We start from the raw sequence: 12927 nt of genomic DNA on the forward strand, positions 1-12927 counted from the left end.
GATGATGGCGCTGGTTTGTCCTGTCGAGGACTCGAGAAAAAAAGCGATGCCCGACCTGCTGGATTACCGGCAAACGCCAGCTTTCTTCCAACGAAGCGAGGGAACTTAGGTCAATTTTCTGCCTGGCGTCAGCCGCCCGGCAGCGGAATTGGCCCCTTTATCCTGCCGCCGCCGGGGCCGGTTTTGGCGAGCCGACATTGAGGGCGAGCTTGCCGTAACGGTCGGTGAATTCAGCAGTGTCGATCTCTTCGAGCTTGAGGCTGCCTCGCATCACGCCCGCCTTCCAGGCGTCGTGCTCGGGATCATTCTGGAACTCCGGCATCACTTCCTCGGCGAACAGTTCAAGCGACTCGCAAATATGTTCATGGCTGTTCTTGCCGGCCTGGTTGAGCAGGATGACCTGATCGATGTGGGAGGTGCGGAAGCGCCGCAGCTTTTTGCGGATTGTGTCCGGTGAGCCGATGAGACCGCTGCGAAGTGCGGCTTCCTGGGCTTCGCGGTTCTCGCGCTTCCATTTGTTGTATTCGTCCCACATGTTGACGGCGCCGGGCGCGGGACGCTGGCGGTCTTGCGACGCACCGTAAAAACGCAAGGCGAACTGAAAAAACGTGGCGCCGTCGGCGCGTAGCCGTGCTTCCTCGTCCGTTTTTGCGCACATGAAGAACGACACCAGCGCCATGTTCGGATTGATCTCGTAGTCGGCGAGCTTCTTCAAGCGTTTCGTGATCGCGTTGTAATAAGCGTGCACCCAGGCATGCGCCGCGTCCGCGCTGACAAACTGAAAGCCGAGCGCGCCAAAGCCGCATTGGCCGGCGCGTTCGATGGTCGGCAGTTGCGAACAGGCCATCCATAACGGCGGATGCGGTTTCTGCACCGGCTTGGGCACCACGTTGCGCAGGGGAATGTCGAAATACTTGCCGTGGTGCTCGCTTCCGCCATCCCGAAACATCGGGAAGATCGCAGCGACAGCCTCCTCGAACACCTCCTTCTTGGTCTCCATATCGCGGCTGAACGGCTCGAGCTCCGTAATGGAGGCGCTTTCGCCCATGCCGAATTCGCAGCGGCCACGGCTCAGGAGATCGAGCACGGCAATGCGCTCGGCCACGCGCGCGGGATGATTGGTGGTGAGCTGAAAGATGCCGTGGCCAAGCCGGATGTTTCTGGTGCGCTGGCTCGCAGCCGCGAGAAAGGACTCCGGCGACGGCGAGTGCGAATATTCTTCCAGGAAATGATGCTCCACGACCCAGGCGTGGTCGTAACCGAGACGGTCGGCGGTCTCGAGCTGGGTGAGCGCATCCTGATAGAGCTTGAGCTCATCACCCGCCTGCCACGGACGCGGCAGTTGCAGCTCATAGAAGATGCCGAACTTCATGATGCCTCCCGCAGCCAATTTCATCTTTTGGGGCAGTGTAGTGCGAGCAAAACCTTAGTCCAGCCGGGGGCTTATTCCGGGAAACGGAAGCGCCTTGCGCTACCGGCATGAATGGTTAGCTTTGGCCGTGCGCCTCGAATCGGCGCTCTCCCATCCGAGCCCTCATGACCAGCTTCTCCCCGCATCAGGATGCCGCGCTCAAGGCCGTGGCGAAGTGGCTGAAGGCCAGGCCCGGCCGCAACGGAACACCGCCGGTGTTTCGCCTGTTCGGCTATGCCGGCACCGGCAAGACCACGCTGGCCCGCCATATCGCCGAAGATGTCGATGGCGAGGTGAAATTTGCCGCCTTCACCGGCAAGGCGGCGCTGGTGATGCGCAACAAGGGCTGCGACAACGCCTCCACCATTCACTCCCTGATCTACCGCGCCCGCGAATCCGGCGTCGAGCAGCCGAGCTTTGAGCTGTGGGACGATGCGCCGGCCTCGAAAGCGAAGCTGATCATCATCGACGAATGCTCGATGGTGGATGCCGAAATGGGGCGCGACCTGATGTCGTTCGATTGCCCGCTGCTGGTGCTTGGCGATCCCGCGCAATTGCCGCCGATCCAGGGCGGCGGCTTCTTTACCGACACCACGCCCGACGCGATGCTGACCGAAGTGCACCGCCAGGCGCAGGACGATCCGATCGTGCGGATGTCGATGGATATCCGGGAGGGGCGCGAACTCGAACTCGGGCGTTACGGCGAAAGCGAAATCATCTCCCGTGGCGACCTCGATCCAGACCGGGTGATGCAGGCCGATCAGGTGCTGGTCGGCCGCAACAACACGCGCCGCGCCTACAACACGCGGATGCGGCAGAAACAAAGCATCGAAGACCCCTTGCCGGTTGCCGGCGACAAGCTCGTGTGCCTGCGCAACAACCGCAAGAAAGGACTGTTCAATGGCGGCCTTTGGCGCGTGAAGTCACGCAACGCTTCAAGATCGAAGTCGCGCATCGTCAGCCTGCGCCTCGCCCCCGACGAGGAGTTCAGCCACAAGGTCACGAAAGTTTCGGTCCGCTGCGACTGCTTCGAAGGCGGGGTCGAGCAGATCCCCTGGGAACAGCGCAAACCTTACGACGAATTCGACTACGGCTACGTGCTTACCGTGCACAAGTCGCAAGGTTCGCAATGGGATGACGTGGTGTTGTTCGACGAAAGCTTTGCCTTCCAGGACAGCCGCGCCCGCTGGCTCTATACCGGGGTGACACGCGCCGCCAAACGGCTTTCGATCGTGGTGTGAGCCGTCCCGGGTTCGGCCAAAAGCCGCGCTTTTTCACGGACTCGTGTGCTTTTCGCGGTAACAGGCGGGCTTTTGCCCCGTATCTTAGACCGAGACCCCGGGCGCAAAGTCCCGTTTTGCGAACGGGCTACGCCCGCCTTAAATTATCAGCCGAAACGACCAGGAAATCAGGAGCCAGCTCCCATGACCCGCCGTCCTCTCAGCCGTTTTCCGATATATGCCGCCGCCATCGGCCTCTTGGCGATTTCCGCCATCAACCTCACGCCTTCGCTTGCCGCCGAGGAAGCCGTGACGATTCCGCCACCGGCGGTCGATGTCCAGAACGCGAGCGGTATCCAGACCGCGGTACTGGCCGGCGGTTGCTTCTGGGGCGTGCAAGGCGTGTTCCAGCACACCAAGGGTGTCGTCAATGCGGTGTCCGGCTATTCCGGAGGCATCAAGGCGAACGCCGATTATCACCTGGTCTCGACCGGCACGACCGGGCACGCCGAGTCCGTCGAGATCAAGTATGACCCGAAGAAAATCAGCTACGGCAAGATTTTGCAGATCTTCTTTTCAGTGGTGCACGATCCGACGCAGCTGAACCGTCAGGGGCCGGATACCGGCACGCAATATCGCTCGGCGATCTTCACGACGTCAGACGAGCAGAAGAAGGTCGCGGACGCCTATATCGCGCAGCTCAACTCGGCCGGCGTCTACAAGAAGCCGATCGTGACCAAGGTCGGACCGCTGCAAGCCTTCTTCGCCGCGGAGGGTTATCATCAGGATTACCTGACGCTTCACCCTAGCCAACCCTATATTGCCTATAATGACATTCCCAAGGTCGAAAACCTGAAGAAGCTTTTCGCCGAGGACTATAGCGAGAAGCCCGCTTTGGTCAGTGATATCAAGGTCACTAACTAGGAATCTCTCGCTGCAAAGGAGGTTTCATGTCTGACGCCAAGACGACGACAAAGGTCGAAAAGAGCGAAGCCGAGTGGCGCAAGGAACTGACGCCGATGCAGTATGCGGTGCTGCGCGAGAAGGCGACCGAACGGCCGTTCTCCGGCGAATACGAGCATGAGCACCGGCCGGGCACCTATGTGTGTGCCGGCTGCGGACAAACGTTGTTCGAGTCCGATGCCAAGTTCGATTCCGGCTGCGGCTGGCCGAGCTTCACCCAGCCGGCGACCGAAAGCCATGTCGACGAGGAGCGTGACGCGAGCCACGGCATGATCCGCACCGAAGTGCTGTGCTCGAGCTGCAACGGCCATCTCGGCCACGTGTTCGAGGACGGCCCGGGGCCAACCGGGTTGCGTTACTGCATCAATTCGGCGGCGCTAAAACTTCAGCCGAAATAATTTTCTTGAGCTTGCCTCGAACGCCTTTCGCGCCCCGTGCGACCAAGAGCTGGTCGCGCGGGGTTTTTCTTTGGGCCTCCCGCCGGTCTCACGCGCACAGCCTCAAGGAAATATTCAGATGCAAATTTCCAAACGTCTGCTGTTCGGCCTCACGGCAGCAGCCCTCATCATGGAGTGCCCAGTGATTCAGCCGGTTTTGGCGGCCGACAAGGTCTCCCTGTTCAAGATCATCACCGTCAAGGACGAGATCGTTATCGGGATCCCCGACGACGAACTCGCGCAACTCGACGGAAAGGACGCCGGCGGCATCGCCAAGATGCTGATCGCGAAGGGCTCGATGAGCGTCTGGCAATATGCCGTGCATAAATCGGCTGCCGGCGACCTCGAACAGGCGCCGTTGCGCAAGATCGGCCTGATGGCCTCGGACTCGTTGCGGGTCGAGCCTTATGCGTCACCGCTGAAGGTGCTTCCGATCGACGAGACCAGGAAATAACCCCTCGACTCCGCTTGTCATCTCGCGATTTCGGTTCCGGTTATGGAACCGAAAGGCAAGTGATACCGTTCTTCTTTATCCGACCGGCGGAATCCGTCCGCCGGCGGGACGTCTAGTGTTTCGATTCCGAAGTTCGTAGCATTTTTCGGGGCCACGTTTCGAACTTCGGAATCGAAAGAACACTAGAAAACCTACTATTTCTAGTGTGGCTTTTGGTTCAAAAGTCCGCATGACGAACTCGCGGCAGAAATGATGCGGACTTTTGAACCGCCACACTAGCTGGGAGGCGCGCCATGTCGCTTGGAACGATCCTCATCATTCTCGTGATCCTTTACCTGCTTGGCGGCTGGAGCGGCCGAATCGGCGGGTACGGCTACGGCCTGGGCCACTCCGGAATGGGACTTGGCGGGGTAGTTTTGGTTGTATTGCTCGTGCTGTTGCTACTGGGCAAGCTCTAGCGGCCATAAGTAGCTGTAAATAAAGATATTTTTAGTAGACTACGGGACCTCAGGACGGATTCATCATTCGTCCTGACAGGAGTCGCAATTCCTGCGGAGAGGCCTATATTAAGGTCTGTTCACAACGGAAATGACGTGTGCCGGCGCCGCCTGATTTTTGCGCCCGTGCAATCTGTTCGCGACAAAGTTCGCGTTCTCACTAAAAAAGAACAGAGGTCCCCGATCATGGCTTTCAGCTTCAACACCGCCGCCGAACTATTTCCTGCCGCCATCCGCAAGAAAAAGCGCGCGGGCTTCGCCTATCGGCGATTTGGCACCGCGGCCGAAGCCGTTCGTTTCGCGATCGAGGAATTGCCGGCGGATTCGCTGAATGGCGCCTACTTGCAGGTCGATGAGGCCCGCTTCGACCAGATGGGCATTCGTTCGCTCTATGAGAGCAAGGATTTCCCGCTGCCGCGCACGCCCCGCGCGCCCCAGCCGGCTCCCACCGACGCCAAAACGGACGACAAGGCCGCCTAAGCCTTTCACGCACGTCGATGTGACAGCCGCGGCTAACGCGGCTGCTTGTCCAGCCAGCGCCTGAGCAGGCGCACGTTGCGCATATTGGCGCGAAACAGCACGTCAAATGCGTCGCCCGCCAGCGGCACCAATCCGACGACGCCGTCGACAGCGACGTTGCCGAGCATTCGCGCGGTGACATGCCACGGCGCGCCCAGCGCGCGCGCCTCGCGTACTAGCCACAGCGAGAACGCGGTGGCCAGCACGTCGCCGACGATCGGGATCAATCTGATAACGCCGTCAACGCCGTAGCGAATCTTCGTGCCCGGCAGCATGAAGGCGATGTCGAGCAGTTTCGCCAGCGCCTCAAACCTCGCGAGACGTTGCTCCTGCGTCAGATCGCCAAACGGATTGGCGCTGGAATGGGCGAAGTCGAATTGGAATTGCCGAAACCCGCCGCGCAACGAGCTTTGCGGAATCTCGCGGCCTTCCTGATCGATCACGGGACCAGGTTTTGCCGCGCGGGATGACGCCCGCGCGGAACTAAAGCGCGCGTCTGGAGCGATGATTTCTTCGTTCGTCATGCCCATCAGATGGGAACGCGCCAGATCAGCGCAAGTGCCAATTTCAACGGGAGAACACCGGGATCAAAGCGGTCAGGAAGGCTGCGTCGCACTTACCGGAGGATCGGCGAAACGATGGGATAGCGCGGACGATACCGCGCCGGGAACGAAACCGACCAGGCCATAGAGAACGAATTGCAGCAGACCGCTGTCAGGTCCTCGCGACCCATAAAGCAATTCGGCCGAGGCAAACCCGATCAGGGCGACGATCACGACGCGCAGGGTTGGCCCAATTCGCCTGATATGCATGACGATATCATCGACGGCCCCCAACATCAGCGCCGGCAACAAGCCAAACAGGTAGGAGTACTGCAACGTTCTTGCGAACGTCGCGAACAACTGCTCCACCTCCGACGGACTCGGCGGATGGCTCCAGAATCCGGACATCACGGTGGTTGCGAGCAGAAGCAGAAACCCGCCGAGCAGCGGCCCAAGGACGCCAAAGATCACATAGCGTTTCATCTAGCGCCCTCGCCCTCGACTACTCGCCCCAGGCCGCGAAGGCGTCGTTGAAGGCGCGTTCACCCGGCGCGCCCTTCTCGATGGCGATGATGGCGCGGCGCTGGTTGACGTAGACCAGCGGCACGTCGAACCAGGAACGTTCTTTCAGCAGTTGCATGTTGCGCGAGCGGTCGGCATCGACATTCGACAAGCCGACCAGGAAGAAGCCGTCGGTGACCTTGACGGCAAGACCCGCAAGCGGCGTTCCGCGCGCCTGCTCGTTCGACTTCATCAGGATGCCGGGCACGTTGCTGACACCGCCGCCCGAGAAGTCCGGCGGCAGGATGAAGGTCAATTCGGCCGTGTGGCTCGCCGGCAGCGATGAGTCCGTGTTGCGGCGGAACGACATCGTCATCTTGAACTTGCGATCCGGAATCTCGATGTCGGCGCGCACCGCAATGTCGGCCTTCTGGTTGCCGGTGGCCTTGATTGGTTCGGTCCGCCAGACCACGGAGCCGACATACTGCTTGCCCTTCGGATCGGACGGATCCTCGTCATACAGCACCACGCGCTGCGCCACCGGCGCCACCTGATCGCTCGACGACGGCTGGCCGACGCGGTCCGGAATCTTCGGCTTGGTGCCGGGGGCGCTCGTATCCTTCGGCGCTTCGACCACGGAGGTCGGCGACGATTTGAACAAGCCACTCACGGCGCCAACGAGCGACTTGCCCCACAGGATTCCCGCGCCGATCAGGATCAGGACGATGCCGACGGCAATCGCGCTCTTGAACGGAAATATCGCCCCGCGCTTCGGCTCACGGCCGCGATCGGGCGCGATGCGCGGACGCGGCTGGGACGGCTGCGGCGGCGCATAGCGCTCCGCCTCCTCCGCCGACTCGTCGTAGGAATACGGCGCCTCGGAATCGTAGCCGCGCTCTTCCAAGACCGGTTCGAGCCGATCGAATTCCGGCGACGGCGACGGCACGTTGGCATAGCTCTTCCGCGCGGCTCGGCTGGCCTGCGCCGCGGCGCGGCCAAGATCATCCGCATCGGCCGTGATGTCGCGAAAACCGCGTACGCCCGGAGGTTCGGGCGCATTGAGATCAGGTGGGCCACGGCGCGCGCCGCCCGGCCGCGTCGGCGGCAGCTGCGGGTCCTGCATCGAAACCGGCGGCTGGCGTGGCGTGTCCGGACGAGCGTTGCGCGCCTGAAACGCATCCTGCCCGTCCGGTGCGAAGGATGGCCGGTCATTGCGGGGCACCGGCGGCGGACCCGGCTGCCGCGGGCGCGGCGACGGCGCGGCGGCCGCAGGCTCGGACAGGCGGCCGGCGGGACGCGCAGCACTGGCGCGCAGCGAATTGCTAGCTCTCGAGCCGCCGGCACGCGTCGGGTCACCACCACCACCCGATCGCGCGTCGCGCGCCCGCTGCGCCGCCTCGGATTCGACCTTGCGCACGGCCTCCTCCAGCGACAACCGCTCGCGGGTGATTTCGGACTCGCTGAGCGGCGGCTCGACGCTGCGCAGTTGCGCGATCAGCGCCGCTCGCGCCCGCTCATAGAGCGCACGACGGCTTTCGCCGGGGGCACTGGGGTCCAGTCCGGCGATGGCACGGGCGATCAGCGGGTAGTAGTCAGCCATCTCTACTCAACATGCAGCCCTTACGGTAACATTTCGTTAATCACGTTAGGCCTCGAACGGATTCTGCACGAGGATAGTATCCTCGCGTTCCGGACTTGTGGAAAGCAAGGCAACCGGACAACCCACCAGTTCTTCGACCCGGCGAACATATTTGATCGCCTGCGCCGGCAGGTCGGCCCACGAGCGCGCATTGGCGGTCGGTTCCTTCCAGCCTTCGATGGACTCATAGACCGGCTTGACCCGGGCCTGAGCGCCCTCGCCGGCCGGCAAATGATCGATTTCCTTGCCGTCGAGGAGATAGCCGGTGCAGACCTTGATGGTGTCGAAGCCGTCGAGAATATCGAGCTTGGTCAGCGCCAGCCCGTTGATGCCGCAGGTGCGCACGGTCTGGCGCACCAGCGCGGCATCGAACCAGCCGCAACGCCGCTTGCGTCCGGTGTTGACGCCGAATTCCTTGCCGCGGCGGCCGATCTCCTCGCCGATTTGGTCATGCAGTTCGGTCGGGAACGGTCCCTGGCCGACGCGGGTCGTATAGGCCTTGCAGATGCCGAGCACGTAGCCGACCGCGCCCGGGCCGAGGCCCGTCCCGGTCGCAGCTTGCGCGGCAACGGTGTTGGACGAGGTGACGTAAGGATACGTGCCGTGATCGACGTCGAGCAGCGCGCCCTGCGCGCCCTCGAACAACATGCGCTTGCCCTCGCGCCGCTTGATGTCGAGCAGCCGCCACACGGTTTCCGCATAGGGCAGAAGCTGCGGGGCCAGCGCCGTCAATTCCTTCACGATTTGCTTGCCGTCGAATTCCGGCAGATTGAGCCCGCGGCGCAGCGCATTGTGATGCGCCAGCAAGCGGTCGATCTTGTGTGGCAGCGTGTCGAGATCGGCGAGGTCCATCAGGCGGATCGCGCGCCGTCCGACCTTGTCCTCATAGGCAGGTCCAATGCCGCGGCGCGTCGTGCCGATCGCAGTGCCCGTGTTGGAAGACTCGCGAAGCGCATCAAGTTCGCGATGTAAGGGGAGGATCAGCGTGACGTTTTCGGCGACGCGCAAGTTCTCGGGGCTGATCGCAACGCCCTGGCCTTTGAGTTTCGTTACCTCATCGAGGAAGGCCTGCGGATCGAACACCACGCCGTTGCCGATCACCGCCAGCTTCGAAGGACGCAGCACGCCGGAAGGCAACAGCGCGAGCTTGTAGGTCTCGCCATTGATGACCAGCGTATGGCCGGCATTGTGGCCGCCCTGAAAGCGCACCACGATATCGGCCTGTTCCGACAACCAGTCGACAATCTTGCCTTTTCCTTCGTCGCCCCATTGGGCGCCGACCACGACGACATTCCCCATTTCGCAGCTATTCCCTCTGCAACTTTCCTTGTTCAGGCATGATCTGTTCGAAAAAATCCGGTCTCAGCCCAATGGATCACCCATCCAGGGCGTGCCGGGGCCGACCGCAAGCGAGGCCCACAACCGGATAAAGGAAGCGGGCTACCGACGCAAGCAAGAAGGCACATTTGGCCGCCTCAAGAAGGTCTATCAACCCATTGATATCCCCCAAAAATATGCGCCCTCCCAAACCTCCACCAAGGGCTGTCCTCAAGCCTTTAGCCTATTGGGGCAGGGATAAGGCAATTGACGTCCATTCCTCTCCACCTTTCGCCGCAGTCCCGCCCCCGATCGGGCAACTTGGCGCATGCTACGTTCCATCCGAGGGTCAGGTTTCGAACGGCAAGCCATTCATGCGCAGGGATTTCGGATCGGCGGTACTGGGCGGCCTGCTGGCATGCGCGATGGGCGGCGCGCTGGAGGCCGCGCCCTACCCGGACCGGCCGATCACCATCGTGGTGCCGTTCGGGAAGGGCACCACCGCCGATCTGATCGCGGCCGTTGTTGCGGAGGCAGTGTCGAAGAATACCGGCCAGAAAGTCAGCGTCGAACTCAAGCCCGGCGCCGGCGGCGGCATCGCCATGGCGCAGGTCGAGAAAGCGGCGCCCGACGGCGCGACGCTCGCCATGATCACGCAGGGCACCCACGTCTTCAACGTGAGCCTCTACAAGTCGCTGCCCTACGATCCAGACAAGATCATCCCGATCACGCCGATATCGGCCGTCTGCAACGTGATGACGGTTCATCCGACCAATCCTGCGAACACGCCACTGGAGGTCGTCGCTGCCGCCAGGGCCGCGCCCGGCCAGCTCACTTACGCTTCCGGCGGAATCGGCACGTCGCACCATCTTGGCGGCGTGCTGTTCGCTTCGATTGCCGGCGTCGATATCAAGCATGTGCCGCATCTGGTTTCGGTCGACGGCGTCAACAAAATCGTCAACGGCGAAATCACCATGGGCTTCTTCAACCTGCCGACGGTGATCGATCAGATCAAGGCCGGCAAGCTCAAGCCTCTCGCGGTGACCTCGCTCACGCGCTCCTCACATTTACCCGACGTGCCGACGTTCGATGCTTCGGGGCTCAAGGGCTACGACCTCGTCACCTGGTTCGGCTTCGGCGCACCGGCCGGTACGCCACCCGAGATCGTGCAACGGCTTCGTGATGAATTCGCGAAGGCCGCCGCCGATCCCGTCGTGAAGGCGAAACTCGACGAAGCCGGCCTCGACCCGATCGATCAACTGCAACCTTCAGAATTCGCTCGATTGATTGCGTCCGACCGCGCCAAATGGACGCCGATTATCAAAGCTGCCGCTGCTACTTCAGAATGATGAAGCCACCCAGCGCATGGTCGCGATGCGTCCAGCACCGTTGATGCAGCGCCAGAATCCGTGTCTTTGAGATAGCCGGGCGATCAATCCACCGGCCGTGCGTGTTGTGCCGCGCGGCCGGGGCCGCGGCGTCGTGATCCATGCACTGCATTACCACCGCCGCGATGTCCGCTTCCGAAGAAATCTCCGATGCTTCATCTCGCGCATGGCTTGCCAACCGGCCTTATGCGCTGCTTTCGATCGCGGCAGCATGCTGGGCCGGCAACGCCATCGTGGGCCGGCTCGCCGCGGGCCACATTCCGCCGGTGACGCTCGCCTTCCTGCGTTGGGGCCTCGGCTTTCTGATTATCCTTCCCGTATCGTGGAGGCATCTCAAGCACGACTGGCCGGCGATCCGCGCCAAGCTTGGCTTGATGACCTTCCTGTCCGTGATCGGCATCGCCGGCTTCAACACCCTGCAATACTGGGCGCTGGAATATACCGAGGCGCTGAACACGCTGCTCCTGCAATCCACCGGACCGCTGTTTGTCGCATGCTGGTCGCTGGTGCTGTTCGGAATCCGGCTGACACTGGCGCAGGCCATCGGCATTGTCGTATCGCTGACAGGCGTGCTGGTGATCCTCCTTCACGGCGATATCGCGGCGATCACAGCGATCGACTTCAACAAAGGCGACATCATCTTCCTGGTCGCGCTTCTGATCTTCGGTCTTTATTCGGTGATGTCGCTGAAGCGGCCTGCGATTCACGACCTGTCTTTTACAGCTTTCACCTTTGCCTGCGGTTCTGCGGTCCTCGTTCCGCCGCTGATCTTCGAGCTGTTTTGGCGACCGGCGATGCAACTGAACGTGACCAATCTGCTGTCGGTAATGTACGTCGCGGTGTTTCCCTCCACGATCGCCTATCTCTGTTATAATCGAAGCGTCCACCTGATCGGCGCCAACCGCGCCGCGCCGTTCTTTCATGCCGTGCCCGTGTTCGGATCGGCCATGGCAATCGTCTTTCTCGGCGAGCGGCCGCAAGTCTTCCATTTCATCGGCTTTGCGCTGGTGCTGACGGGCATCTTCGCGGCGTCACGCAAGCCATCGGCGGCGCCAGGATGAAGCGCCCCCGCCCATGACGAAGTCAGCGCCACCGCAGCGGTCTTTAGATCCCATCGGGTGGCTCAACCACCAGCCTTATCTGCTCCTGACGTTGACCCAGCTGTTCTGGGCCGGCAACATCGTGCTCGGACGTTATGTCGCCGGCCACGTGCCGCCAATGACGCTGTCCTGCATTCGATGGATCGGCGCCTGCCTGATGCTGCTGCCGTTCGCCTGGCCGCATCTCGCCAAGGACTGGCCGGCGCTGCGCCGCCGCCTCCCGCTTGTGTTTGCATTGTCGGTGACCGGATTCGCCCTCAACAACGCCCTGTCCTATTGGGCGCTGCAATTCACCCAAGCCCTCAACGCGCTGCTGCTGCAATCCGCGGGACCGCTGTTCGTGGCGCTGTGGGCGCTGACCCTGTTCGGCCTGCGCCTGACCTGGGCGCAGTTCGCCGGCATCGCGCTATCGCTGCTCGGCGTGCTCACGATCGTGCTGCGCGGCGACCTCTCGACGCTCACGTCGATCCGGCTCAATCTCGGCGACGTCATGACCACCGGCGCCCTGATCTCGTTCGGCCTGTACTCGACGCTGATGTTGCGCCGGCCGGTCACGCATCAACTGACGCTGATCTGCTTCACCATGGCCTGCGGCGCGATGCTGCTGCTGCCGCTTTCGATCTGGGAATACACCAACGGCATTCGTCTGAAGTTCGATGCGATCACGATGGTCACGCTGGTCTATGTCGTGATCTTTCCCTCGACGCTCGCTTACCTCTTCTTCAATCGCGGCATCGCGATGATCGGACCCAATCGCGCCGCGCCGTTCTTCCATCTGGTGCCGGTGTTCGGCTCGGTGATGGCGATTCTTCTGCTTGGCGAACAGCCGCAGCTGTTTCATCTCGCCGGTTACGTCATGGTGTTCGCCGGCATCGTCATCGCCTCGCGCAGGACGGCTCCGACGACATGAGCTCCAGGCGGCGAACGGGAACCTCCCGT

At 62.1% G+C, this 12927-nt stretch carries 14 protein-coding genes; 9 read left to right on the forward strand and 5 right to left on the reverse strand.

Annotated features, from left to right (window positions below; all coding sequences use genetic code 11):
- Nucleotides 1–157: 157 nt before the first annotated feature.
- Nucleotides 158–1372 carry an LLM class flavin-dependent oxidoreductase gene (locus BUA38_RS05735; protein WP_072825859.1) on the reverse strand — a complete coding sequence of 405 codons (1215 nt, stop codon included), beginning with the start codon at nucleotides 1370–1372 and terminating at the stop codon, nucleotides 158–160.
- A 164-nt stretch (nucleotides 1373–1536) separates the two neighbouring features.
- Here BUA38_RS05735 and BUA38_RS05740 point away from each other — a divergent pair, with 164 nt between their 5' ends.
- The 6 genes from BUA38_RS05740 (at nucleotide 1537) to BUA38_RS05765 (ending at nucleotide 5462) form a co-directional block, all read left to right on the forward strand.
- Entirely contained in the window at nucleotides 1537–2652 is a 1116-nt protein-coding gene (locus BUA38_RS05740) for an ATP-dependent DNA helicase (protein ID WP_072817091.1), read from the forward strand.
- A gap of 183 nt (nucleotides 2653–2835) precedes the next feature.
- Nucleotides 2836–3555: a peptide-methionine (S)-S-oxide reductase MsrA gene (gene msrA / locus BUA38_RS05745; RefSeq protein ID WP_072817092.1), complete on the forward strand. Its 720-nt coding sequence runs from the start codon at nucleotides 2836–2838 to the stop codon at nucleotides 3553–3555.
- Between the two features lie 26 nt (nucleotides 3556–3581).
- Nucleotides 3582–3992, forward strand: a complete 411-nt coding sequence (gene msrB, locus BUA38_RS05750) for a peptide-methionine (R)-S-oxide reductase MsrB (protein WP_072817093.1) — start codon at nucleotides 3582–3584, stop codon at nucleotides 3990–3992.
- A 118-nt stretch (nucleotides 3993–4110) separates the two neighbouring features.
- The gene (locus tag BUA38_RS05755) at nucleotides 4111–4485 is read left to right on the forward strand and encodes a hypothetical protein (RefSeq protein ID WP_072817094.1); all 375 of its coding nucleotides are present in this window, start codon (nucleotides 4111–4113) and stop codon (nucleotides 4483–4485) included.
- Nucleotides 4486–4778: 293 nt separating this feature from the next.
- Nucleotides 4779–4943 (forward strand): DUF3309 family protein, encoded by a 165-nt coding sequence (locus BUA38_RS05760; RefSeq protein ID WP_072817095.1) that lies wholly within the window; start codon nucleotides 4779–4781, stop codon nucleotides 4941–4943.
- A 225-nt stretch (nucleotides 4944–5168) separates the two neighbouring features.
- On the forward strand, nucleotides 5169–5462 hold the full coding sequence (locus BUA38_RS05765; RefSeq protein ID WP_072817096.1) for a hypothetical protein: 294 nt from the start codon (nucleotides 5169–5171) through the stop codon (nucleotides 5460–5462).
- A gap of 32 nt (nucleotides 5463–5494) precedes the next feature.
- Here the strand turns inward: BUA38_RS05765 and BUA38_RS05770 are convergent, their stop codons facing one another.
- The 4 genes from BUA38_RS05770 to BUA38_RS05785 form a co-directional block, all read right to left on the reverse strand.
- Complete coding sequence (locus BUA38_RS05770; protein WP_072817097.1) at nucleotides 5495–6031, reverse strand: DUF4112 domain-containing protein; 537 nt, start codon at nucleotides 6029–6031, stop codon at nucleotides 5495–5497.
- A gap of 66 nt (nucleotides 6032–6097) precedes the next feature.
- Nucleotides 6098–6526: a DUF5413 family protein gene (locus tag BUA38_RS05775; protein WP_072817098.1), complete on the reverse strand. Its 429-nt coding sequence runs from the start codon at nucleotides 6524–6526 to the stop codon at nucleotides 6098–6100.
- Nucleotides 6527–6545: 19 nt separating this feature from the next.
- A complete protein-coding gene (locus BUA38_RS05780; RefSeq protein WP_072817099.1) occupies nucleotides 6546–8144 on the reverse strand; it encodes a hypothetical protein in 1599 nt (532 codons plus the stop codon).
- Between the two features lie 45 nt (nucleotides 8145–8189).
- Nucleotides 8190–9482 (reverse strand): adenylosuccinate synthase, encoded by a 1293-nt coding sequence (locus BUA38_RS05785; protein ID WP_072817100.1) that lies wholly within the window; start codon nucleotides 9480–9482, stop codon nucleotides 8190–8192.
- A 392-nt stretch (nucleotides 9483–9874) separates the two neighbouring features.
- On the opposite strand from BUA38_RS05785, the gene BUA38_RS05790 reads away from it, so the two are divergent.
- The 3 genes from BUA38_RS05790 (at nucleotide 9875) to BUA38_RS05800 (ending at nucleotide 12898) form a co-directional block, all read left to right on the forward strand.
- On the forward strand, nucleotides 9875–10849 hold the full coding sequence (locus BUA38_RS05790) for a Bug family tripartite tricarboxylate transporter substrate binding protein (RefSeq protein WP_072817101.1): 975 nt from the start codon (nucleotides 9875–9877) through the stop codon (nucleotides 10847–10849).
- A 164-nt stretch (nucleotides 10850–11013) separates the two neighbouring features.
- Nucleotides 11014–11949 (forward strand): DMT family transporter, encoded by a 936-nt coding sequence (locus BUA38_RS05795; RefSeq protein WP_072825860.1) that lies wholly within the window; start codon nucleotides 11014–11016, stop codon nucleotides 11947–11949.
- 13 nt (nucleotides 11950–11962) lie between these two features.
- Nucleotides 11963–12898, forward strand: coding sequence for a DMT family transporter (locus tag BUA38_RS05800; protein WP_072817102.1), 936 nt, complete (start codon nucleotides 11963–11965; stop codon nucleotides 12896–12898).
- Nucleotides 12899–12927: the final 29 nt, after the last annotated feature.

Origin of the sequence: Bradyrhizobium erythrophlei (assembly GCF_900142985.1) — a bacterium.
In the GTDB taxonomy this organism is placed as follows: domain Bacteria; phylum Pseudomonadota; class Alphaproteobacteria; order Rhizobiales; family Xanthobacteraceae; genus Bradyrhizobium; species Bradyrhizobium erythrophlei_B.